The organism is Rhizobium sp. CC1099 (genome assembly GCF_029714385.1).
Taxonomy (GTDB): Bacteria; Pseudomonadota; Alphaproteobacteria; order Rhizobiales; family Rhizobiaceae; genus Rhizobium.
Genome location: NZ_CP121641.1, coordinates 1590837 through 1614181 on the forward strand (window position 1 = coordinate 1590837; position 23345 = coordinate 1614181).

The following is a 23345-nucleotide window of genomic DNA, read 5'->3' on the forward strand; positions in this document are numbered from 1 at the left end:
GATGGTTCTATGATGGTCGGCGAGGAGGAGTTCACGATGAAAAAGCTCTTATCCGCCCTCGCAGCCGTAGGCATGGCTGCATTCTTCGCCTTACCGGTAAACGCCGTGCCGGTTTTTGTGCCGAAAGCAGAACAAGTGCAAACCGGCGATGTGGTGCAGGTCAAACACCGGCGCCATGGTCATTGGCGTTCGGATCGCTATTGGAACCGGCGATACGCCTACCGTTCCTGCCGTTACTACGGCAATTGCTACTATCGCCCATACGCGTACCGCGGTTATCCGAGGTACTATGGCTACCCTCGGTACTATGGCGGCTATCCTGACTATTACGGCTATCATCGGCGGTCGGGAGTGACCCTCTATTTTGATTTTTAGCCGGTAGCACAGGTAGGTGGAAAAACGAGTCGGCGTCGGCGCGAATGCCGGCCGTTCATCTGCATCGCAGCGGTCAAGCAAGAGTGAGTCGTCGGAGGAGCACGCACTACCTAGGAATGGGGCAAACCCAGTCCTTTCCCCAGTATCCAACGACGCAATCGCAAACTTCATAGGCGATTTCCTGCGACGTCTTCGGCGTCAAGTCGTCGAGTACCTTAGTTGGAGACCAAACATAGCCGCGCTTGATCGCTGAGGAACCGAGACACTTCATTGCGTTATACTGAATATCTGCCTTGTCTCGATTCTTCCATAGGAAGTAAGCGAAGCTAGTGACCCTCTGAATGCAGCTCGGATCAATTTCGCATGCTTTGGTCATCGTGGTTTTTAATAAGTCAACGAATGACTCGTAAGATGGGTAGTCCATAGCTCGTGCCGATGGACTGAATAAAAAAGTAATCAACAATGCAATTGCTGTTGTCTTCAAGTTTCCACCCATAAGCGAGATAGAAACGTAGGTTTCATCCGAAATCAATCCATCCATCTACAGCAGCGGCCCACGGATGGATCTTTTTGGTACCACTAAGAGCAGGGCCAGTGGCTATGTATGGATGGTGAGCAGCGCAACAACAACATAAAGAGAGAGGCGACCGAAGCCGCCCCTCAAAAATGTGCATCGTCTACTTGCGCGGTCCTTTAGTTTCATCCTGGCGGAGAACCGATCCGGCCAGTGTTCTGATCTCGGCCTTGGTCGGTGTCTTCCCGCCAAGAACCTTGCCAGCGATCGACGATGCCTTATTTCCAGTCTGTGCCTTAGCCATAGCTAAGTTCCTTATCGGCCACTTGCTTGAAAAGCCTTCGGGAGCTATCACGAGATTGCTAGGTCTGCGTTGCGGCTCACGGCTTGCTTAACGGCGCGCCTCAAAACCGCAAAGCCAACACACGAAGGCACCTTGAGAGATCAAAGTGCCTTTAGATTCAGTACTTTGCTGGCAAGGTCAATTGCAATGGCGGGCTAAAAACGCTAGATACGCCGCAATTCCACAGGTTTCACAGCATGGCCGAAACTGTTTTTTCGGTTTTCCACAGCGAAGGATATCGGGGATAACCAGTGATGGGACTTGACGTAAGCCTCAGCTTTCGCCGTCGCGCTCCTCGTTCCGCACTGCATCCATGCTCGCCTCAAACTTCGCAACCGCTGTCTCAATCTGCGTCTTCGCCAGCATGTAGCGGCCGCCGAGCCTGTCCATCCGCTCGTCATAAGCGATGCCAGCCGCACGCATTTCATCGTTATCGATGCCAATCTCGTACCAAAGATAGGTCGCACCGAACGGCTGTCGGCCGCGTTTCGCATTGGCCAAATAGTCCGCCAGCGCAATTGTCTCAGGGCCGGCCTTTCCGCTGTCGATCGCAGCATTCAATCGCGCCAACGCCTCTGGCCGTTTTCCGCGATGTAGAAGGTTGCGAACCCAATATGCATGGACGTCAATCGGCGGCAGCTTTGCCATCGGTGGCTCCCATGGCTCGATTGATATGATCGCCGATGAATCCGGCCACGCGTCTCATTGGGTCGGTATCCAGATGCGCATAACGTTGGGTAGTCGTCATGTTCTTGTGGCCGAGAAGCTTTCCGATGATCGGCAAGCCTTGACCGCCGCCAGCGCCAATGCTCGCATACGTGTGCCGCAAATCATGCAGGCGAAGTTTTGCCAAGCCAGCGCGCTCAGTCACCGCCTTCCATGGCCGATCGAGATCGGAGCGAGGCTTTTCATCCTTGGTGCCTGCGTCCGCTCCTGCAATCACATATTTTCCGATCCTTGTGAGATTGGACAGGATGGCATGAGCCTGCGGTGACAATATCACGGGCTTCTTGCCCGTTTTCGAGTCCGGCAGAAAGAGGATTCCTCGCTCAAGATCGACGTCTTTCCACATCAGATTGAGGATCTCGCTTCGGCGGCAGCCAGTGAATAGATACAGTCTGACCGCCGCAACGGCATGCTCGCCATAGATCGTGCGTCTCTTCTCGGGCCTGGCTGCGTGTTTAGCCTTCGCCTTCTTCGCGTCGACCTCATACGGGATTCCGGTCGTTTCCGCCTCGATCAGCGCTGCAGCAAGGGAACCAATTTCTTCCGAGGTGAGGAACCGCTCGATCTGGTTTTCCTTGAAGCGCTCTATCCGTTTCACCGGATTGAAACCGTCGGCAACGAGCTCCTGGTCCTGAGCCCATCCATAGATCGACGAAAGTGTGGCTAGCGCACGGTTCGCCATGGTGCGCCCGCCATTTCCCTTGTCCGCTTTGCCGCGAACTATGTACGCCTGCATTCTGCTAACGTCCGAGGGGGTGACCAGTGCAAACTTCGTAGAGCCCAGGACGGGCTTGATGTACCGCTCAACGGCCAGCTTGTATTCGTCGTACGTCTTGGGCTTCCGCTTCACCAGCACGTGAACGGCGAGCCAGGCATCGGCCACCTCCGCAACGGTCTGACCCTTGCGCTCATCCGACCTTGATGCGGCAGGATCCGAACCGAGCGTGACGCGGGCGAGGGAAGCTTCCTCGCGGGCCGCTTCTGGCGAGTGCGACACGAGCGTTCCGATCTTGATGCGCTTCTTCGCAACACCGCGGCCGCCGGCGCCTGGGCGGTATTCAATGATCCACGACTTCGCGCCGGTGGGCATGACTTTCAGTCCGAAGCCCTTCAAAGTCGCATCATAATAGACGACTGGCTTGTCACCAGGGGTGATATCCGCCAGCGCCTTGCGGCTAATCTTGATTGTCGGCAAGTTGTCCCTCTCTTCTTCGCAGTCGCCACCGAGTCGCCACCGAACGCGGAAACAAGGTGAAACATCGTAAGGCTTCATTCCCTAATATAAGGGAAAAACGGCGTAAAAACAAGCTGTTGCGAAACTCAAGGAAACTCGGTGAAACACAGCAGGACTGACTTTTAATCAGTAGGTCATGGGTTCGAGCCCCATCGCTCTCACCAAAATTTTACCAGCGAAATCAGATATTTACCGACATCCCTAGATGGTTTGCTGGCGAAATCCAGAGCCGAAATTACCTATTTTCACGGCGTTTACGGCACATGTGGCAGGATTACCGGCACATGATCTGGCACGGCACACGTTTATGCGAGCTCCTCTGAGGTTCTGTCGAATGCATCTTTGTGATTCTCGCTGGGGAAGAGGTGCCCGTCGCGGTCCATCGTGATAGCGTAGGATGCGTGCCCCGCGAGGGCCTGTACTGCCTTAGGCCGTAAGCCGGCCTCAATCCAAGTGGAAACAGCGAAGTGTCGGAGCGCGTGCCAACCGAGGGCGTCGACTTCGGCCCTCTTGATAAGAGGCTTCCACTTGGCTTCATTAAATTAGTGTGGCGCGTAAAGTTGCCTCTGGCATCTGGAAAGACGAATCCATCGTTATCCGTCTGCCTATTACGATCGCGCCAAACTTTGAGGGCAGCGATGGTCGCCTTCCCGAGAGGAACTGTTTTGCGTCCAGCAGCGCTCTTTGTCGTGTCTATGCTGCCGTGTGCGTCAATTCTCCGTGAGACAGTTACGCTCCCCTCATCAAGATCGAGATCGCTCTACTTCAGTGCCCATTGCTCAGATGCTCGCAGTCCAGATGCTGCGGCAAAGCGGATGCGAACAGCAAAATTTTCGTCGGCTGCTTTCAGTAAGGCTGCCAATGTCGCTTTCGACGGCGGCGTGATCTTTTCTCGGTCCTCGTCGCGGGAGCCGATAACGCGGATGCCCTTCTGCCTGTCGGCGCAATGAAGTGTGAGGATGCGGTAGCTAAGGGCGCAGTTTTCCTGGGCGGCATGTCAAACCCCAAGGGAAACACGTCCAGCGGCGCTCCAGCTTGGGAGACGCCCGAGGTCAAACAAGGCGAAGCGGCAGCCGTGATCGAAGAAGTTGCCGGTCGAGGCACACTCAAATCAATCGGCATCCGGCTTGGATACGCCGAAGAATACGCTGACCGGGCTGGTAAGGCTGCGCTAGGTGAAGCTGCCAGAACTCTGACAGCGGCGAACAATAACGAGAAAGTTGCAGCCCATGTACCCAAACGTGGCGCATTGTGACGTATAGGAAATGAAAGAGGCCGCCATTGCGCGGCCTTCTCCATTTGGGGCGCTGCCGATCCGCGGACGTATTAACTCGCGTTGATCGCCGGGACTGTCCCGAACCCTACCGCCACCGCGGCTCTCGTGTTGCGTTGTGCAGCAATTCGCTGGCGGACGCGAATGGTCCAAACAATTGTAGCAGTCGAGCCTCTTCCTCCTCCTTAAGTCGGCGCCGTTTCGAAAAATCCTTGACCGACCAAACACGGGTCGTGGCTCCGGTGCCGATGTTATTCGGTTCCACTCGCTGCATACGTTACTCCTCCCATACAGTTGGGGAGACCTATACCAAAGTATAATTTAGAAAGAAATAAAATAAGTCGTGTTGGCGCCTTTTTTGCGTCGTTCAGCCACTACCTGGCGCGCCTCCTCCGCGAACGAAAGGTGATCGTGCGGCAGGCTGACGTCCGGAACTGATAAACCGGGCGCCTCCCTGCCGCTTTTGCTATTTGATCTTTTCTGCCGCCTTATTCGCGGCCTCACGATCAGATCCGTGCTTCTTGATAATTGCCTCAGCCTTATCCCGGCTGATGCCGTGCTTCTTGGCGAAGTAGCTAACCTCGTAAGGTTCGCCGCCAGCGACCTTGTTGCGGTCTGCGGCTCCACGCTTGCTCTTGTCGTCTGCCATAGCTGGCCTCCTTCCACTGCAGGTGCTGAACGTATGACGGAATCCAAGGTTCCGGATCGGCGCTCAGCGGAGGCCAAAGTCTGGCATCGTCTTTACGATACAGCAGAGTGGAAACGACTGCGCCAATACCAGTTGGCAATGGAACCTCTTTGTCGTTTCTGCCTGATCACGGGAAGAGGTGACCGAGGCGACGATCGTCGACCACATCAAAGCTCACAAGGGCAGCGGCGAATTTTTCTTCGATCCGTCGAACCTGCAGTCATTGTGCAAACATCATCACGATAGTGCGAAGAAGATGATTGATCACGGCAAGATGGTCGTGACCTATGGCCTCGATGGTTATCCAATTGAGATGGGGTAGCGGCTTCGCCTTCGTCCTCGGTATCGCAGGCGCGTACATGGGGGTACGGCGAGACGGGCGTTCGGGCACGGTGAGGCCGCAGAGGGCTGCCGACGCTTCAGTTGGATGATGCGGAGCGCAGGAGCGGAGTAGCTCTTGTGGAGTTACTGGTCCGTGCTGGATTGACCTCCTCGAAGGGGGAGGCGAAGGGCGATCTCGGGGCGCGGTGTGCGGGTCAACGAACGTCCGAGAAAGACCTTGCTTTATCAGACCCCAGCGGAGAGGTTTGCAGAGTGTGTTGCAGCGACCAGTTGAACTCACCGCTCAAAGCGGACACCATGATCGATATATCAAAGGAAATAAGACGATGGGCGGAGCCGCGCCACAGAGTTCGCCCGCGGTCGATATTGGAACGGGGTCAGTTAATTTATTTGTTTCGCCAGCGTGAGGGCGAATGGCCTTTGTGAGCGCGGAACAACCGCGCAAAATGGCTCGGACTCTCGATCCCGCAGAGCGCGGCGACCTCGATGATAGGCAGGTCCGTTTCCCTCAAAAGACGAGCTGCACGGTCCATGCGGCGGCGGGATATCACTTCCAAAGGCGTTTGGCCTGTTGCTCCGCGAAAAGTCCGGAAGAAGTGCCCCTCCGAGATGCCAAGTGGGAGTGACAGGTCAGAGATCGAAATCGGTTCTGCCAGCCTTGCATCAATTCTCTCGTAGGTGTCACGAAGTTGTCGTCTCGTTAGAGCGTTCTTTACCGACGTCCCGCGCTGACCGCGTCCTGCAACTCTGTTCGAGAGGTACTCGGAAAGAGCAAGAGCCATCGTCGAGCAGTAGGTCACATCCAGGTTGCCTTCACGATGATAGAGGCCGCACATCTGCGCCGTCATGCCATAAATGAAGTCGTCGCGATCAACGAGGAACGACTTGGCGTTACGGAGCTTTGGGCTTCCCACAACCGGATCGATGGCAATCGCACCCCATTCCCATGCGACGTCGCGGAGCACAAGCTCGCGATTGCAGCCTGCAGGCAGAAAGGAAACCATGCCCTTCACGTCGCGGCCCTCATAGCGAAATCCGTCGTCGGTTCGAAATGCATGATGCGCTGCGCCGCCATTCAGCGTCACCATGACCAGATGGAAGTCTGGTGCTATCTTGCCTTCGACTTCTCCTGTTTGCCCCCGCCGCGCGGTTTCGAAACGACCGCCGGGCCACTCTATTCGCAGATGATCCTGAGGCGGTTGGGTCAATTGCCAGCCTTCGATCCTGGTCTTCTGTTGCATCGACGCCCCGCTCCAGCCATACGCCTGCAAGGCACATCTTGCAGGTGAGATGCTGAACGATACGACTGGTTGCGGGCGTATGCATTTAGGAAATCGTAGGTCTTCAACCCTCGCTGTTCAAAAGTGCGTGAGGGTTGAGTGCTTGAAAGGTTTTCGTGGCTCGCGGCAGGTGAAGCTACGATTTCAGGTCGTAGGCGCACCGGAAGCCGATGTAGGCGACATAGAAGTCGGCAGACTTCCACTGCATGGCTTCTTCCCGCATCTTGTCTGGGCCGTACCACCACGAGCCGCCAGCTGTGATCGCGTTGTTACCGTTGCGGTCGGCGAGCCATTCCCACACGTTGCCACCCATGTCGTAAAGGCCGTTCACGCCCTGGCGAGTGGTTCCCGTCGAGGCATGCTGAAGCCAAGGATCGCTACCGTTCGTATTCGCCCCTTCAGGAGTATCTCCCGTCGGATAGGAATACGTTTTCCCGACTACGAAGCCCGCCGCCGATCCACTACCATATTCACGATAGGCGGCACGCTGCCACTCGGCGCGAGTCGGCAGTCGGCCGCCGACTGATGCGCAATAGTCACGTGCCTCATACCAACTCACATGTACGGCAGGTTCGGCCACTTCTTGCGGTGCTTTGCCGAACGGCCTGCGAAACGACCAGCCTGGACGACGTTCCCATCCGCTTCCCCATTCGTGACCGCCACCATTGCGTTCAGCAGCCGTCCTCAGCTTAGTCGCGTTAGCGAAGACGGCGAAATCGGCGATAGTGACTTCGCTCCTGTCGATAGCGAAACCTTCAATCGTGACACGGTCGCTCCCGGCCATTGCGGCGGCCGGAAGCGCAATAAGGATGAGTGTCAGGTACGTTGGGGCGGTTGCGGGAAAGGCCATGTGACGACGCCACCATATTTTTTTCCAGGATAAGGAGGCTGTTCAAGCGCGTCCGCGACGCCTGTCAGCCCGGCATAATAATCCACCATGCGTTCACGCATCGCCCGGTCGGGCAGGTCGCCGTAGAGCGCGCCCATGTTGTCGATGACGTGCTGTGGCTGGCTGGTCGCGGGGATAACATTTGTGACGGCCGGATGGGAGATGATCCATTTCAGGAAATACTGCGCCCAGGTCTCGATACCCATCTCCTGGGCAAAGTCTGGAACTGGTTGTCCCGCCACAGGCGTAAAGAGCCGCGCCTTTTCGAACGGGATGTTGACCTGGACGGCTACACCGTTGGCGGCGCAGGCATCGAGCAACCGTTGTTCGGCGGCACGCGTCAGGATCGTATAGGCGACCTGGACGAAATCCAACGTGCCCGTGTTCACCAGACGCTCCATGGTGTCATAGTATTCCGGGCTCCACTGCGTGATCCCGATATAGCGTACAGACCCCTCGGCCTTTTTCTGCGCCAGCCAGTGACGGACCTGGTCGTGATTTTCGAGACTGTGAACCTGCAGCACATCGATCCGATCCCGCCACAGCCTTTCCCGCGACTGCCTGAGCTGCCGTTCCGAATGGCTGTTGTCGGAAAGATAGTCGCCGGTGGTCCAGGTCTTATTGGTGATGAAGATGTCGTCGGCGATGTCAAGATCGATGATGAAATCGCCGACGCACACTTCAGACATTCCATAAAGTGGCGATGTATCGATGACCCTTCCACCATGTTCATGGAACAGCCGGATTACCTCGCCCACATGGTCGCGCGGTTCGCCTGGGCGGATGTCGAAGGTCTCGAATGTGCCGAGGCCGACCGCCGGGATCATCTCCCCCGTTTTCGGGATCGGCCGCATGATCGGCGCACGGCCCGATTGTTGAGCGACGGCCTGTCGCATAGAGATGGCCGAAGCGAACATCGATGTTGCGGCAACTGCCGCCACGCCGGTCAAAAACGTCCGGCGTTTCGTTGCGAGTCCTGAGGTCATTCCAAAAAAATCCCTGTTGTGACGACAGGGACGTTAACCGGCAGAATGCCGCCGCGCGCGCTCGATCCTCACCATTTGCTCGATTCTGATCATTTTCTGCGCTTCGTGGCGTTCAAATACCATGCACATCTGAATTTGCCTCAATGACCGCTGCTGGCGGGCGCGAAGCGGAAGCGGCTCCTTGGCAGCTTCCGGCCCGTTGCAGTCATCGTGAACCTCGCGGGATACCCCGGCGTTCAGGCCGGGGAGGAACGCGAGAGCGGCGTTGGCCGCTTCGCGCTGGGATTTGAGATATTCGGCGATCACCGAGAGCGGTGCGCCGCCACAGCTTGCCGCAAAGGAGGACGGCGACCACAAAGCGCCGTTGTGGTAGCGCCCGGTGATTTCCGGGCGGCTCTCGCGCAGACGTCGGCTGGATACGCCTTTGCGGCTGTTGACCAGCTTCGACAGGGCGATCTTCGGAGGGTAATGCACCCGCAGGTGAACATGATCGTCCTCGCCGTCGCATTCGATCAATTCGGCCTCGAAGTCGCGAGACAGCTTGGCGAAGATGCGCCGCAGGTGGCGGATTGCCGGGTCTGACAGAACGTCACGGCGGTATTTCGTGACAAAGACCAAATGACCATGGAGCATGTAGACGACATGCTGCCGGTGCGATCCACGGTTGCGCTCCTTGGAGCAATTGATAGAATCGTAACATGATCCACCGCGCTTTCCGCTACCAGCTCGCTCCGACCGCCGAACAGGAAGTCCTGTTGCGGCAGTTCGCGGGTGTTGTGCGGCTGGTCTATAATCTGGCGCTGGAGCAGCGCAGGGACTGGTGGCGGCATTACCGGCGGCAGACCGGGAACCGCTTGAACGACATCGCCCAGGCGCGGGAATTGACCGCACTGCGGGCCGCGTTCGACTGGATTGCCGCCGTGCATGTGACGCCCCAGCAGCAGGCCCTGCGCGATCTGGATAAGGCGTATGCTAACTTCTTCGCCGGGCGCGCAGGATATCCCTCGCGCCGCAAGAAGGGCGTGAACGGCGCCTTCCGCTTTCAGGGGCGGGAGATCGAGGTCAAGCGCCTGAACGGCAAGTGGTCCGCCGCGCGCCTTCCCAAGATCGGCTGGGTGAAGTTCCGCGACACGCGGCGCCTGCGTGGCAAGACCATGAATGTGACGGTGAGCCTGGCGGCGAACGGCTGGCACATCGCCTTCGCCTGCGAAATCGACCATGCCGTCCCGCAAAACGATTTGCCCGCCGTGGGGATCGACCGGGGCGTGGCGAACACGCTGACGCTTTCGACCGGGGAGCATTGGTGGATGCCTGCCGGCCTTGCGGAGATCGAGCCCAGGAAGCGCCGGGCCCAGCGCGTTCTGGCGCGGCGCAAGCGCGGGTCGCGCCGCCACGCCAAGGCCCGCCGCCGCGTTGCAGCCTTGCAGGCCGGTGCTGCCCGCATCCGGCAGGATTGGCGGCACAAGGCCAGTCTTGATATCGCCCGTCGCTTCGCAACGGTCGTGCTGGAAGACCTCGCCACGCGCAACATGACGCGCAGCGCCAGGGGAACCGTGGACGCGCCCGGAACCAACGTCTGCCAGAAGGCGGGCCTGAACCGGGCGATCCTCGAACAAGGCTGGCACGGCTTTGAAACCGTGTTGGCCGACAAGCTCGAAGAACGGGGCGGATACCTGTGCAAGGTCGATCCCCGCCACACCTCGCAGCCCTGTTCGGCCTGCGCAGCCGTGGACAGGGAAAGCCGCGAAAGCCAAGCGTCTTTCCGCTGTTGCCAATGCGGCTTGCGCGCCCATGCCGACCACAATGCTGCAATCAACATCCTGCGTCGGAACACGGCGTCTATGATCGTGGAGGAAGGGCAGCGGCTCTCCGTTGAAGCGATAACGATCGGCGGAGCTTCGCGCCCCCTCGGAAATCCCTCGCTTTCAAGCGGGGGAAGATGTTAACGCCACAACCAACGGTTAATACACCGGGTGTAATGTCCTTCGGCCGGAGAGATGGTTTTGGCAATGAGGTCATGTCCAGAAATTTAGTCGGGCTGATCGCAGGTCCACTTGCATTGATAGTCCTCGTCTGGGCTTCTTGTTCTTCGGGACTTGGGGTGCAGTAATCGGCTTTTTCGTTCTCGCTGCCGCAGTGGTGTTTGGGTGTTTGTGCCGTTATTCGCGCTAGGAACATCTATCGCACCCGCACGTTGGTCGGCTGATCAATGAGAGTTATGAACCTGGAACCCGTAGCCGCTCCAGGCGGCGGGGTGTGAACCCTTGCTCTATTCGATCTTGCGCTGAGCGCGGACGCGCGGCTTTACGGACTGCGGCTGATGGAAACATCCGACGGAAGGCGCTTCACATACGCTGCGGGCCGGGAAGGTGCATGACACGCTCTACGAAAGGGCAAAGTAGCGCCGGGAAGCGCCGTAGGCAGCGAACGAAAATCACTCCGCAGCGAAAGTTGCTGCATAGCGGCTCGAATCTCGTTCGATAGCATCCAGAGAGTTCATCAAGTCGACAAAGTCACAGGCCTCGGCCCAAGACATGCCACTCACCTTCACGTCACCAAGCGTGGCAGGCTCCATCGTGAGCCCATCCACAACAAGCCACTTGTCATCGACTTCATGTCGAAGATTGAAACGTCGCATCGCAAAGTCTCCAAACGGTGAACCGCGGTACCATATTTTAGGAGGGATGAATATGAGAAAGTTAACAGCTATTAACGATAACATTGCGACCAGCAATGTCACCGGCGTAGCACGGTGCGCACCAATTCCGGGAAAAATCCGGTTACAAATACAAAACGAATTCAGAGGCCGCTATCGAGCGGCCCTCTCCAAGGGAAACGAAGGAGGACGCGCCCGTACCCATGTCGCACGGATTACCGCCACTTCGGTGCCCGTTTGGCGTTGTGCATGAGTTCGCATGCAGTCGCGAATGGACCAAACAGCTGAAGTAGTCTCGTTTCTTCTTCCTCGTCCAATCGATGTCGCGCGCAGAACTCGGTCACCGACCAGACCTTCGTTGCCATATTGGAATCTGCATTTTCCGGCTCAACGCGTTCCATGGAAATCCTCCCGCTCCTAATGCGAGAACACTACTAAAGTCTAATTTAGAATCAAATGAAATAACAATGCAGGCGGGATATTTGTTGCGCTCCAATGCCATCCCCTCGCGCGCCTCAATCCAAGGCCCGCATGCAGGAGCACACCGCTCAATTGCTTCGCGCGATCGAAGGCGTGGGTAACCCCGCATCGGCGGCCTGCATGAGTGGCTTGACAGGGCGTTAGAGCGGATAACAAGAACGACGCGCAGTTGACGGCGCGTTCTCGGGCGTCCAGTCGGTGATGACACCCTGCTATACTGGCCGTCTCATGGCATCGTTGGTTAATGCCGACCGCCGCTTGAAGTTAGCCCAGAACCAGGGTTGCCAGGACGCTTTCGTTTTCCTTGGCATCAACGATCGGAACCACCCTGACGCAAATGCAGGGCTTCCATACGACGCTTGCCGCCAAGGCTAACGCGAGGACATCACCCGCACTTCGCGATCCTTCGCCCAACCAGAATTTTACGGGCGCGGAAGTGGCGATCTACACCGCCCTGAACCCGTGGCCGCGTTCCCAGTCCGGCATTGGCGACTTCGGCACGGTCTTCGAACTAGCCGACATCGTCTCGACCGCCCGCGACAGCAATGTATCCAAGGCTGACTACGGCATCGGCGACGGTCTGCATATCAATTGGGCGAACGACACGGCTAAGGTGGCAATCTTGACCGCGTTCAAGACATTCGTTCAGGCGATGGGATATCCAACGATATGACCGAATAGGCGTCGTGCCGACCTAAAAATTAGATCACTTAGCGAAGGTTGAGGGCCGTGAAGGAACTCTACACCAGCGCGGGTCAATGAGAAATGCATGCAGGGGTCGAAGCCGGAACTGTTTTCCTCAACTAGATCCATCTCCCAGGCCTCACTGAGACCCGGCAAGTTGGCGTCCAGTTCCTCAGAGTCGGACACAGGATATCGCGCCCATGCCTCAACGGTCAGAAGTGCATTTCGGATTTGTGTCATGCAAGTATCGCAAGTCCCAGAAAGTTGATTAGCCAAGCAAGAAATACTCAACATACTTGACCTTTATTGTCGAGTGACTTGGAAGTGACACATGGATTATTTTTGGGGGGCGGGGGTAGCAAGGCGATGAAAAAAATGACCAGCCAGCAAATCATGTACACAGTGCTGTTCTTCTTTTGCGTGTTCGGCTTGCTCTTCGGTGCCTGGAAAAGTACTTGAACAGCAAGCTAACGGCGGAACGAAAAGAGACTGAGAAGGTTGCGGAAGCCCTTGCGGCACATAGGTCGGCTTAGCACTATGTCTCCAAGCGGGGACGTCGACAAACCACAGATCAAATCATGGACGCGATGCGGATCGGCTAAGAAACAGCAGAATTGCTGACAGTCGGGCCTGCCGTCGAGTGGACCTTTTACATTTCCGGATCCGAGAACTGTAATGGCGGAGACCCAGCCGCGGGCCTCCTGTAGCCCGATTGCCAGGTCTCCTGCCGTAGCGGGGAGGGGTGTTCTACGGCCCGATAACGTTGATCGGCTTTCGTTGAGTCGGTCCATTTCAATGAACCGGTAAGGATAATAGCCGGTTAATATCCACCGTATGCGTTTCGATCCGAGGCATCATTCAAAGGAGTCTCCCACACCAACTGACGGCGAGTGTTTCGCTATGCGCCGCGGAGGGATCGTGTCCCGGCACGTGGTGTAGGTTTTGAGGAGTAAGGTGGCCATCAGTGTTTTCCGGTAGGGTCGGGTTGTTCAAGACCAACCTGACGGAAAGACCACCGATGACCAATGACATGATGAACGTGCGCTCGCTTGTTGAGAAGAGCGCCGATGCCGATTTATTGCGCGAGATGATTGGCTTTGCAGCCGAGCGGCTGATGGAGCTGGAGGTTGGCGGAGCCACCGGCGCTGACTTCGGCGAGAAGAACCCGATGCGGCTCGCTCAACGCAATGGCTACCGTGATCGGGATTGGGAGACGCGAGCCGGAACGGTCGAGCTTCGCATTCCCAAGCTGCGCAAGGGCAGCTACTTTCCGAGCTTCCTCGAACCACGTCGGATGGCGGAGAAGGCTCTGACGGCTGTTATCCAGGAGGCTTATATCCAAGGCATCTCGACGCGCTCAGTCGATGATCTCGTCAAGGCGATGGGTATGAGCGGCATCTCCAAGAGCCAGGTGAGCCGCCTGTGCGAAGAGATCGACGTCAAGGTGAAGGCGTTCCTCGATCGTCCCATCGAAGGCGATTGGCCATACCTTTGGATCGACGCGACTTACCTCAAAGTCCGGCGTGGTGGTCGCATCGTCTCCGTCGCCGTCATCATCGCCGTCGGTGTCAACAGCGACGGGCGGCGTGAGGTTCTGGGTATGGAAGTCGGCACGTCCGAAGCTGAGCCGATCTGGACGGAATTCCTGCGCAGGCTGACACGCCGGGGTCTGCGTGGCGTCAAGCTCGTCGTCTCCGATGCGCATGAAGGGCTCAAGGCCGCGGTCACCAAGGTTCTCAGCGCCACCTGGCAGAGGTGCCGGGTTCACTTCATGAGAAACGTCCTGGCACATGCCGGAAAGAGCGGCAGGCGGGTCGTATCCGCTTTCATCGCAACGGCCTTTGCCCAGGAGACCCCGGAGGCAGCAAGCGCTCAATGGCGCAGCGTCGCCGATCAGATCAGGCCGAAAGTGCCGAAGCTCGCCACCATCATGGACGATGCCGAAGAGGACGTGCTCGCCTACATGACCTTCCCGAAAGAGCACCGGGCAAAGCTGCATTCGACGAATCCAATCGAGCGTCTCAATGGCGAGATCAAGCGACGCACCGAGGTCGTCGGCATCTTTCCGAACGACGAAGCCATCGTCCGTCTCGTCGGCGCACTGCTGCTCGAACAGAATGATGAATGGGCCGTCCAACGCGCCAGATACCTGACACTTGAGACCATGGCGCAAATGAGCGATGATCCCCAAATCAGTCTGCCCGCTGTGGCACGCTGATATCCCTCCGGCCCTATGTCGGAAAGCACGGCCATCAGCCGCGAGCTACACCACTTCCATGGACACGATCCGCGGAGGGCATGGCACCTCTCTCGACGATTCGAGCCTTTAGTCTGTCGCTTTTCGGGCTTCAGCAAGCTTCCCAACGGCCCTGAGCGCCCTAACTTCCGGGTTGTATAAAGGAGGTTGCCATGGCCGACTCTGCCAATCAGACGGTGCCGACGCGCAGAGTGTTGCGCGGCCGGCCTTACAGCATAAGCGAATTCGCCCGGAAATACCGTTTGGATGAAAAGGAGGCCAAGCGGCTCTATGAAAAATTCGGACCGTCGGCGACCGAACTCGATCTCCTGATGGCCGCCAAGCGCAAGCCGCCGAGGCTGCCCCTGGATTTCGACGCCTGATGAGAATACGCACTGGGGGCTGCCTTTGCGGCGCCGTCAGATATGAAGTGAAGGGCGAGCCGCTTCGTGCCGGGCTATGCCACTGTGCGGACTGCCGGAAAGAGAGCGGCTCGGCATTCGTCACGTACGCCGTATGGCCCCTCGCGGCATTCGAGCATTCCGGTTCGGTCGCGATATATGAAGGCCGCAGCTTCTGTCCCGCATGCGGCGGTCGGCTGTTCTGTCTTACCGAGAAGGAGGCGGAGCTCCGGCTTGGATCTCTCGATGATGCGCCGATGGAAATCGAGCCGCTCTACGAGGTGTGGATCAAACGCCGCGAAAGCTGGCTGCATCCGCTGCAGGGGACCGACCAGTATCAGGAAGATGCCGGCTAAAGCGGACTTTCATTACCAAGATTTAATTGCAATTTTTCGTCATTCCGTGCGAATGCGCCTCCAACGCTAATTTCCGGTTCATCTTCGCTATGACTATCTAGATGGTAAACGGAGCAGGCGCTTCTTTTTTTGACTTGAGGGTTTTATGGACGATTCCGGAACCGGCAGGAAGGCTGCAGCAGCCAATACCGATCTTGCTGCCGTCCTGGCGGCCCCCGCCAAGCGCGGCAAGGGCCGCCGCTGGCGCGGCCGCCTTATCGCCGCTGCAGCATTGATCGCGGTCGCTGGGACCGGTGCCTTTTTTTACAACGGCCGCAGCGGCAACGGATACAGCTATGCGACGCAGCCGGCAAAGCGCGGCGACCTGACGGTTCTCGTCACGGCGACCGGCTCGGTGCAGCCGACGGAGCAGGTCGACATATCGAGTGAACTTTCCGGCACCGTGCGCGACGTCAATGTCGACTACAACAGCGAGGTCAAATCCGGCGAGGTGCTGGCGGTTCTCGATACGAACAAACTGGAGGCCGATGTGAAGAGCTCGCGCGCGAAGCTCGATTCGGCCAAGGCGAATGTGCTGAAGGCGAATGCCGATCTGCTGTCGGCGCAGGTTTCGCTGGAGCGCTTGAGGAGCCTCGTCAGAGGCAGCGTCTCGACGCAGCAGAGCCTTGACGATGCGACCTACAAATACGAGTCCGCCGCAGCCACGAAGCAGATCAACGAGGCGGAAGTGCTCTCTGCCGAGGCCGACCTGCGGCTCGCCGAGGTCAACCTTGCCAAGGCCAGGATCGTTTCGCCGGTTGACGGCGTTATCCTGACCCGCTCTGTCGATCCGGGTGCCACCGTCGCCGCGTCGCTTTCGGCGCCGGTTCTCTTCACCATCGCCGGCGATCTCAGGAAGATGGAACTGCAGGTCGATGTGGACGAGGCCGATGTCGGCCAGATTGGCGTCGGGCAGAAGGCGACCTTCACGGTCGACGCCTATCCGAACAAGTCCTTTCCCGCCGAGATCGAGCAGATCCGCTTCGCCTCCGAGACGACCAACAATGTCGTCACCTACAAGGCCGTGCTTTCGGTCGACAACGCTGATCTGCTGCTGCGCCCGGGTATGACGGCAACGGCGGATATCACCGTCGAGGCCGTCAAGGATACCCTGATGGTGCCGAACGCTGCGTTGCGCTATGCGCCGCCAGAAGCCGAAGCGCGCGGCAGCCGCGGCATCTTCGGTCTTTTCCGCCCGCCGCGTATGGGGCCTCGCTCCGGCGGCAACCGCAGTGAAGCGCTCACCGGCGCCAAACGGCGCGTCTGGGTGTTGCGCGAAGGCCGCCAGATGCCTCTCGTCATCCAGGTTGGTTCCTCGGACGGTCAGTTCACACAGGTCTCGGCCGGTGAACTCAAGGAAGGCGATGCGCTTGTGACCGACGCGACGACACGGACGCAATAGGCGGGCGAACGATGACCAGTCCGCCGCTTCTCGAATTCAGGCAGGTATCGAAGATCTACGGTCACGGCGAGGCGGCGATCCGCGCGCTCGACCATGTCGATCTACGGATCGGCACCCATGAATTCGTCGCGATCATGGGGCCGTCGGGTTCAGGCAAGTCGACGGCAATGAATATCCTCGGCTGCCTCGATGTTCCGAGCGCCGGCGACTACGTCTTCCAGGGCATTTCCACGACCGGTTTCGATCGCAGTCAGCTGACGCTGCTGAGACGCCATATGCTGGGCTTCGTTTTCCAGGGGTTCAATCTTCTCGCGCGGACATCGGCGGTCGAGAATGTAGAGTTGCCGCTGATCTACCGCGGTGTCGCAGCGGGCGAGCGCCACCGGCGCGCCAAGGAAGCGCTTGGCTTGGTCGGACTGAAGGGGCGCGAGCACCATAAGACGCAGGAGCTTTCCGGCGGCCAGCAGCAGCGCGTGGCAATCGCGCGCGCGATCGTCACCGAACCAGCCCTGCTGCTTGCCGACGAGCCGACCGGCAATCTCGACACGAAAACCAGCGCCGAGATCATGGATCTGATGACGAGGCTGAACCGGGAGCAGGGCATCACCATCGTCATGGTCACGCATGAACCCGACATTGCGGCCTATGCAGAGCGCATCCTCCGTTTCGTCGATGGAAAGCTCGAAGCCGAGGTCGCGCATCAGGGCGAGGCGGATCATGTTTCTTGAAACACTGAAACTCGCGCTGCGCGCCATTAGCCGCAACATCCTGCGTTCCTTCCTCACCGTGCTCGGCGTCGTCATCGGCGTTGCCGCCGTCATCGCCTTGGTGACGATCGGCAACGGCACCACAGAGCAGGTCTCCACGGAGCTCTCGCGGCTCGGGACCAACATGCTCTTCGTGCGTCCGGGCCAGTTCGGTCCGGGGCGCGCGAGCTCCGAGGCGAGACGGTTTACCGTTAAGGACGTCGATGCGATCCGCGATCAGCTAACTGGCCTACGTGCAGTCGCGCCGCTCAACCAGACGACGGCGACGGCGATCTACGGTGGCCAGAGTCATTCGACTACCGTCATGGGCACGACCAACGACTATTTTATCGCGCAGGACTGGGACATTGCCCTCGGCCGCACCTTCGAGGCGGCCGAAGAGCGCGGCCGCGCCCGTTGCATCCTCGGCGAGACGGTCCGATCGCAGCTTTTCGGCGCGGCCAATCCGACAGGGCAGCAGATTCGCGTGGGCAAGGTGTCCTGCCGCGTCATCGGCGTGCTGGCGAAGCGCGGGCAATCGGGCATGGGCACTGACCAGGACGATGTCGTGATCATGCCCGTGAAGATCTATCAGCGCCGGATCGGCGGCAGGGCCAACGCCAATGTCCAGATGATCGTCATTTCGGCCCGCGATGGCGTTTCGACCTCCAAGGTTCAGACGGAGACCGAGAACCTGCTGCGCGAGCGCCGCAAGATCGTTCCGGGCCGCGAAGACGATTTCAACGTCAACGACATGACGCAGATCGCCGAAGCCATGACGGGTACGACGACATTGCTCACGGGATTGCTTGGCGCTGTCGCCGCAATCAGCCTTCTGGTCGGCGGGATCGGCATCATGAACATCATGCTAGTGTCGGTCACTGAACGCACGCGGGAGATCGGCATCCGGCTTGCGATCGGCGCATTGGAGATGCAGGTACTGTTGCAGTTTCTGGTCGAGGCGGTTGCGCTGTCGCTCTTCGGCGGCATCACGGGCATCGTATTCGGATTAGGCATCGGCTTCACTGCCGTGACGCTCTTGAAGGTTCCCTTCGTCGTCAGCCCGCTGATGATCGCCGTCGCCTTCGTCTTCTCGGCCGCAATCGGCATGATCTTCGGCTATTTCCCGGCGCGAAGGGCAGCGCAGCTGAATCCGATCGAGGCCTTACGGCACGAATGAACCAGGCCGGGTGATGCCCGGCCTTGGAACACTCCGTGTGCCGATTGATCAGAACTTCGGCAGTTCCGGGCGGTTTGAAAGCGCCTTTTCAATCACGTCAACGACGCGCAGGCGCTGTTCGCCGGAAAGCGGCAGGCGAGGCGCGCGGACGCGGTCGTTCGACTGGATGGCGTAGACTTCCGCAAGCTTGATGTTCTGGACGAGGAAGGTCGAGACGTCCAGGTCGAGCAGCGGCCGGAACCAGCGGTAGATGGCGCGCGCTTCATCGAGGCGGCCCGCCTGAACGAGCTTATAGATCGCGACCGTTTCCTTCGGGAAGGCGACGACGAGACCGGCGACCCAGCCGTGCGCCCCCATCAAGAGGCTTTCGAGCGCCAGGTTGTCGACGCCGGTAAACACATCGAAGCGTTCGCCGAAGGCGTTGAAGACGTCCGTCACGCGGCGGACATCGTCGGTCGATTCCTTCATGGCGACGACGAGATCGTTCTTCGCCAGCACTTCGAACATCGGGATCGTGACGTCTACGCCATAGGCGACTGGATTGTTGTAGACCATGATCGGCAGGCCACCGGCTGCGGCAATCGTCTGGACATGCGTCAGCGTCTCTTCCGGAGCGGATTTGTAAGGCACGCCTGGCAAGACCATGAAGCCGCTCGCACCGGCCTTTGCTGCGGCCTTGGCGGCAGCGGCGCCGCGCTTTGTCGAGCTTTCGCAGACCGTCATCAGTACTGGCCTCGAACCCGCAGCCGAGCGCGCGACATTCAGGATTTCCAACTTTTCTTCCGGCTCGAGCGTCATGTTCTCGCCGAGCGAGCCGCAGACGATGATGCCATCGACACCTGCATCGGCCTGGAGCCCGAAGCAGCGTTCCATTTCGGCAAGATCTAGCTCGCCGCTCTCAGTGAATTTCGTCGTTACTGCAGGAAATACGCCGCGCCACATGTTCGTCTCCTTGACTCTGATATATCACGGCAGCTTGCCATCTGATTTGCGTCGTGTCAATATCTGATATATCAGAATGAAGTATGGACTATCGAATGCAGAGTTCACAAAGCCATCTGGCCTATCTCGCACTTGAACACGCGATTGTGACGCTGGTGTTGAAGCCGGGCGCGCTGGTGACCGAAAAGCAGCTGATCGATATTGCCGGTCACGGCCGTACGCCGGTGCGCGAAGCGATACAGAAGCTTGCCTGGCAGGGCCTCATCATCGTCAGGCCGCGGGTCGGGCTGCAGGTGGCAGAGATCAAACCGGACGATCATGCCAATGTCATGCAGGTACGCAGGGAACTGGAGCCTATTGCTGCGTCGCTGGTCGCGAAGCATGCGACGGACGAGCAGCGAGGGGCGCTGATAGACTGCGCCCGCACAATGACCAATTGCGCGGTCAATGGCGATCTTGCCGCCTTCTTCGCTGCCGACAAGGCATTCGACGAGCTTCTCGAAGAGGCTTGCCCGAATACGTTCATCACCGCGGCGCTCGGGCCCGTGCAGACACATTCACGCCGTCTTTGGTATTCGACTGCCACTCCGGAGCGGATGGACCGCTCGATCACGCTGCACGTCACGGTTATTCGCGCGATCCAGCAGGGCAAGGTGGAAGAATCACGGCAGGCAATGGCGGCCTTGATCGACTATCTCAGCCACAAATGAAAACGGCCCCGTCTCCGGAGCCGTTCAATCAACAATCCAAAAACCGTCAGCCGACGAAGGCGCGTTCGATGACGAACTCGGCCGGCTTGCTGTTGGCGCCTTCTTCAAAGCCTACCTTTTCGAGCAGTTCCTTAGTGTCCTTCAACATGGCGGAAGAGCCGCAGATCATGCCGCGGTCGATTGCCGGGTCGAGCGGCGGAACGCCAACATCGGTAAAGAGCTTACCGGAGGAGATCAGGTCGGTGATGCGACCGCGATATTCGAAATCCTCGCGGGTGACCGTCGCATAGTGACGCAGTTTGTCGCCGACGATCTCGCTCAGCAGTTCGTCGTTCCGGATCTCTTCTATCAGATCAAAGCCGTATTTCAGTTCCGCGACCTCGCGCGTCGTGTGGGTGAGGATCACTTCCTCGTACTTCTCGTAGGTATCGGGGTCGCGGATAAGGCTTGCGAAGGGCGCGATGCCCGTTCCGGTCGAGAACATGTAAAGCCGCTTGCCGGGCGTCAACGCGTCGAGCACCAGCGTACCCGTCGGCTTCTTGCGCATCAGAACCTGATCGCCCGGCTTGATGCCCTGGAGATGCGATGTGAGCGGGCCGTCCGGCACCTTGATCGAGAAGAATTCGAGTTCTTCGGCCCAGGCTGGGCTTGCAATGGAGTAGGCACGAAAAATCGGCTTGCCATCGACCATGAGGCCGATCATCGCGAACTCGCCGGAACGGAAACGGAAACCCTGCGGCCGGGTCATCGTGAAGCGGAAGAGCCGGTCCGTATAGTGCGTGACGCTCAGCACCGTTTCGGCATAGACATTTGCCGGAACGGCGGAGGCGAAATCTTCGGTCTTTGCTGGAGCGTTCATTCGGTATCGGATCCCGTATTCGTCGCATGATCGGTCTGATGCGAGGCAGATATTACAAATACGCTGGAAATTAAAGGCATTCCATTCTCTGCGACGCTATCAGTAGGAAATATGCGTATCATTGTCATGAATCAATGCCTGCGTGATCTTGTTGCTTTTGCGCTGGCGAAGCGGGGCAAAGGATGCATATTAGGCCAAAACGCTGCCCACAGGTTTAAGCGGCGGCAGGCGGTACGGCGAAACATGAAGATTTTCAACTACAAGCGCGTTCCTTATGCAGAGATACGCGCCTTTTCCGTCCATATTTTGACGGCGTCCGGCTCTTTCCTCGCATTTCTGGGCGTGGTCGCCGCCGCCGAACACCGCTTCATCGACATGTTCTGGTGGTTGGGCCTTGCTCTGCTCGTCGACGGCATCGACGGTCCCATCGCCCGTAAGGTGCGGGTGAAGGAGGTGCTGCCCAACTGGTCGGGCGACACGCTCGACAATATCATCGATTATGTCACCTACGTGCTTTTGCCGGCTTTCGCACTATACCAGAGCGGCATGATCGGTGAACCGTGGTCTTTTGCCGCCGCCGGCATGATTGTCGTGTCGAGCGCCATCTACTATGCCGATATGGGCATGAAGACCGAGGAGTATTTCTTCTCCGGTTTCCCTGTCGTCTGGAATATGATCGTCTTTACGCTCTTCGTCATCGACGCAAGCGCTGCGACCGCCCTGACGGTGGTGATCGTCTCGGTGATCCTTACCTTCTTGCCAATCAATTTCCTGCATCCGGTGCGCGTCCAGCGTCTGCGGTTCATCAATCTCGGCGTTTTCTTCTTCTGGTCGGCGCTCGGCATGTATTCACTGCTCATGCACTTCAGCATGCCGCAATGGGCCATTATTCTCTTCGTGATCAGCGGTGTCTATCTTTATTGCATCGGCGCCGTACTGCAGTACTTCCCGGCGCTGGGACGTAGCGAATAGGAGGCGGTTATGACAAAGACGCAGGCGATTGCTTTCAGCCGCACTGGCGGTCCTGAAGTTCTTGAGTATGTCGATGTCGATTTGCCGCCGCCATCCGCCGACGAGGTCCAGATCAGGCACGCTGCAATCGGGCTCAATTTCATCGACGTGTATTTCCGCGATGGAACTTATAAGGCGGCGCATCTGCCGTTCATCGCCGGGAAGGAAGCGGCAGGCACCGTGACGGCGATCGGACCTGGCGTCAACGATTTCGCAGTCGGTGACCGGGTTGCCTATGCCGGTGCCGACGGCGCCTACAGCGTCGAGCGGAATGTCGAGACCAAGCACCTCGTCAAGGTGCCCGACGCGATCAGCCTGGAAACAGCAGCCGCGATGATGCTGAAGGGCATGACCGCCGAATATCTGCTGAACCGGACATTCAAGGTCGGTCCTGAGACGGTTCTGCTTTTCCATGCTGCCGCCGGCGGCGTCGGCCTCATCGCAGGGCAATGGGCAAAGGCGCTGGGCGCAACCGTGATCGGTACCGCCGGCTCGGAAGACAAGGTGAAGCTCGCGCTTGAGCATGGCTACGATCACGTCATCAACTACAGGACGGAAAACTTCCTCGACCGCGTTCGTGAGGTCACCGGCGGCAAGGGCGTGGACGTCGTCTATGACTCGATCGGCCGTGATACATTCCCGCAATCGCTCGACTGCCTGAAGCCGCGCGGCATGTTTGTATCCTTCGGTCAATCCTCTGGCGCTATTGAGAATTTCACGATGGCGATGCTGGCGCAGCGGGGCTCGCTTTATGCAACGAGGCCGACGCTTTTCACCTACATTGCCACGCGCGATGAACTGACCGCCTGTGCAAACGCGCTATTTGATATTGTGCTAAGCAGCAAAGTGCGTATCAATATCAACCAAACCTATCCGTTGCGTGAGGTGGGACGGGCTCACACGGATCTAGAAACAAGAAGAACTACGGGAACTACGCTGCTGATCCCATAAACGATCCGGAACGGACAGGTCGGCAGAGGGAAATGAGGGGAA

General features: G+C 58.4%; 24 protein-coding genes and 1 pseudogene. 13 read left to right on the forward strand and 12 right to left on the reverse strand.

Annotated elements, in window-relative coordinates; all coding sequences use genetic code 11:
- Positions 1-36: 36 nt before the first annotated feature.
- Entirely contained in the window at positions 37-375 is a 339-nt protein-coding gene (locus tag QA644_RS08235; RefSeq protein WP_283071905.1) for a hypothetical protein, read from the forward strand.
- 1130 nt (positions 376-1505) lie between these two features.
- Here the strand turns inward: QA644_RS08235 and QA644_RS08240 are convergent.
- The 4 genes from QA644_RS08240 to QA644_RS08255 form a co-directional block, all read right to left on the reverse strand.
- Positions 1506-1880: a hypothetical protein gene (locus tag QA644_RS08240; RefSeq protein ID WP_283071907.1), complete on the reverse strand. Its 375-nt coding sequence runs from the start codon at positions 1878-1880 to the stop codon at positions 1506-1508.
- Positions 1858-3153, reverse strand: a complete 1296-nt coding sequence (locus QA644_RS08245) for a site-specific integrase (RefSeq protein WP_283071909.1) — start codon at positions 3151-3153, stop codon at positions 1858-1860. Before QA644_RS08245 ends, QA644_RS08240 begins: the two co-directional genes overlap by 23 nt.
- 1400 nt (positions 3154-4553) lie before the next feature.
- A complete protein-coding gene (locus QA644_RS08250) occupies positions 4554-4739 on the reverse strand; it encodes a hypothetical protein (RefSeq protein ID WP_074068045.1) in 186 nt (61 codons plus the stop codon).
- A gap of 192 nt (positions 4740-4931) precedes the next feature.
- Positions 4932-5114 carry a DUF3606 domain-containing protein gene (locus tag QA644_RS08255; protein WP_074068047.1) on the reverse strand — a complete coding sequence of 61 codons (183 nt, stop codon included), beginning with the start codon at positions 5112-5114 and terminating at the stop codon, positions 4932-4934.
- A gap of 178 nt (positions 5115-5292) precedes the next feature.
- Between QA644_RS08255 and QA644_RS08260 the strand changes: the two genes are divergently transcribed.
- On the forward strand, positions 5293-5475 hold the full coding sequence (locus QA644_RS08260; RefSeq protein WP_283071911.1) for an HNH endonuclease signature motif containing protein: 183 nt from the start codon (positions 5293-5295) through the stop codon (positions 5473-5475).
- Positions 5476-5881: 406 nt separating this feature from the next.
- Here QA644_RS08260 and QA644_RS08265 read toward each other — a convergent pair whose 3' ends face one another.
- The 4 genes and pseudogenes from QA644_RS08265 to tnpA all read right to left on the reverse strand — a co-directional run.
- Positions 5882-6736 carry an AraC family transcriptional regulator gene (locus QA644_RS08265; RefSeq protein WP_074068052.1) on the reverse strand — a complete coding sequence of 285 codons (855 nt, stop codon included), beginning with the start codon at positions 6734-6736 and terminating at the stop codon, positions 5882-5884.
- Between the two features lie 175 nt (positions 6737-6911).
- The gene (locus tag QA644_RS08270; protein ID WP_283071913.1) at positions 6912-7625 is read right to left on the reverse strand and encodes a formylglycine-generating enzyme family protein; all 714 of its coding nucleotides are present in this window, start codon (positions 7623-7625) and stop codon (positions 6912-6914) included.
- Positions 7592-8650: an aldo/keto reductase gene (locus tag QA644_RS08275; RefSeq protein WP_283071914.1), complete on the reverse strand. Its 1059-nt coding sequence runs from the start codon at positions 8648-8650 to the stop codon at positions 7592-7594. Before QA644_RS08275 ends, QA644_RS08270 begins: the two co-directional genes overlap by 34 nt.
- Positions 8651-8926: 276 nt before the next feature.
- Positions 8927-9283 (reverse strand): annotated as a pseudogene (gene tnpA / locus QA644_RS08280) (IS200/IS605 family transposase); the annotation flags it as partial.
- Between the two features lie 65 nt (positions 9284-9348).
- Here tnpA and QA644_RS08285 point away from each other — a divergent pair.
- Positions 9349-10596 (forward strand): transposase, encoded by a 1248-nt coding sequence (locus QA644_RS08285; RefSeq protein WP_283071916.1) that lies wholly within the window; start codon positions 9349-9351, stop codon positions 10594-10596.
- 488 nt (positions 10597-11084) lie between these two features.
- On the opposite strand, the gene QA644_RS08290 is transcribed toward QA644_RS08285, so the two are convergent.
- Both QA644_RS08290 and QA644_RS08295 read right to left on the reverse strand, forming a co-directional pair.
- On the reverse strand, positions 11085-11288 hold the full coding sequence (locus QA644_RS08290) for a hypothetical protein (protein ID WP_074068058.1): 204 nt from the start codon (positions 11286-11288) through the stop codon (positions 11085-11087).
- 233 nt (positions 11289-11521) lie between these two features.
- A complete protein-coding gene (locus QA644_RS08295) occupies positions 11522-11707 on the reverse strand; it encodes a hypothetical protein (RefSeq protein ID WP_039844841.1) in 186 nt (61 codons plus the stop codon).
- 383 nt (positions 11708-12090) lie between these two features.
- On the opposite strand from QA644_RS08295, the gene QA644_RS08300 reads away from it, so the two are divergent.
- The 7 genes from QA644_RS08300 (at position 12091) to QA644_RS08330 (ending at position 18830) form a co-directional block, all read left to right on the forward strand.
- The gene (locus QA644_RS08300) at positions 12091-12459 is read left to right on the forward strand and encodes a hypothetical protein (protein ID WP_283071918.1); all 369 of its coding nucleotides are present in this window, start codon (positions 12091-12093) and stop codon (positions 12457-12459) included.
- 1029 nt (positions 12460-13488) lie between these two features.
- On the forward strand, positions 13489-14688 hold the full coding sequence (locus QA644_RS08305) for an IS256 family transposase (protein ID WP_283070916.1): 1200 nt from the start codon (positions 13489-13491) through the stop codon (positions 14686-14688).
- Positions 14689-14879: 191 nt separating this feature from the next.
- Positions 14880-15089, forward strand: a complete 210-nt coding sequence (locus QA644_RS08310; RefSeq protein ID WP_074068060.1) for a hypothetical protein — start codon at positions 14880-14882, stop codon at positions 15087-15089.
- Positions 15089-15463 (forward strand): GFA family protein, encoded by a 375-nt coding sequence (locus QA644_RS08315; RefSeq protein ID WP_283071919.1) that lies wholly within the window; start codon positions 15089-15091, stop codon positions 15461-15463. Before QA644_RS08310 ends, QA644_RS08315 begins: the two co-directional genes overlap by 1 nt.
- Before the next feature lie 145 nt (positions 15464-15608).
- Positions 15609-16904, forward strand: coding sequence for an efflux RND transporter periplasmic adaptor subunit (locus QA644_RS08320; protein WP_283071920.1), 1296 nt, complete (start codon positions 15609-15611; stop codon positions 16902-16904).
- Positions 16905-16915: 11 nt separating this feature from the next.
- A complete protein-coding gene (locus QA644_RS08325; RefSeq protein WP_194729674.1) occupies positions 16916-17632 on the forward strand; it encodes an ABC transporter ATP-binding protein in 717 nt (238 codons plus the stop codon).
- Positions 17622-18830, forward strand: a complete 1209-nt coding sequence (locus QA644_RS08330) for an ABC transporter permease (protein ID WP_283071921.1) — start codon at positions 17622-17624, stop codon at positions 18828-18830. The genes QA644_RS08325 and QA644_RS08330 overlap by 11 nt, the downstream gene beginning before the upstream one ends.
- Positions 18831-18878: 48 nt before the next feature.
- On the opposite strand, the gene QA644_RS08335 is transcribed toward QA644_RS08330, so the two are convergent.
- Positions 18879-19772 carry a dihydrodipicolinate synthase family protein gene (locus tag QA644_RS08335; protein ID WP_194729676.1) on the reverse strand — a complete coding sequence of 298 codons (894 nt, stop codon included), beginning with the start codon at positions 19770-19772 and terminating at the stop codon, positions 18879-18881.
- Positions 19773-19867: 95 nt separating this feature from the next.
- On the opposite strand from QA644_RS08335, the gene QA644_RS08340 reads away from it, so the two are divergent.
- Positions 19868-20482, forward strand: coding sequence for a GntR family transcriptional regulator (locus QA644_RS08340; protein WP_239598854.1), 615 nt, complete (start codon positions 19868-19870; stop codon positions 20480-20482).
- Positions 20483-20528: 46 nt separating this feature from the next.
- On the opposite strand, the gene QA644_RS08345 is transcribed toward QA644_RS08340, so the two are convergent.
- Positions 20529-21341, reverse strand: coding sequence for a ferredoxin--NADP reductase (locus tag QA644_RS08345; protein WP_283071922.1), 813 nt, complete (start codon positions 21339-21341; stop codon positions 20529-20531).
- 243 nt (positions 21342-21584) lie between these two features.
- Between QA644_RS08345 and pcsA the strand changes: the two genes are divergently transcribed.
- Both pcsA and QA644_RS08355 read left to right on the forward strand, forming a co-directional pair.
- Positions 21585-22313 carry a phosphatidylcholine synthase gene (gene pcsA, locus QA644_RS08350; RefSeq protein ID WP_239598852.1) on the forward strand — a complete coding sequence of 243 codons (729 nt, stop codon included), beginning with the start codon at positions 21585-21587 and terminating at the stop codon, positions 22311-22313.
- Positions 22314-22322: 9 nt separating this feature from the next.
- Positions 22323-23303, forward strand: a complete 981-nt coding sequence (locus tag QA644_RS08355; protein ID WP_239598851.1) for a quinone oxidoreductase — start codon at positions 22323-22325, stop codon at positions 23301-23303.
- Positions 23304-23345: the final 42 nt, after the last annotated feature.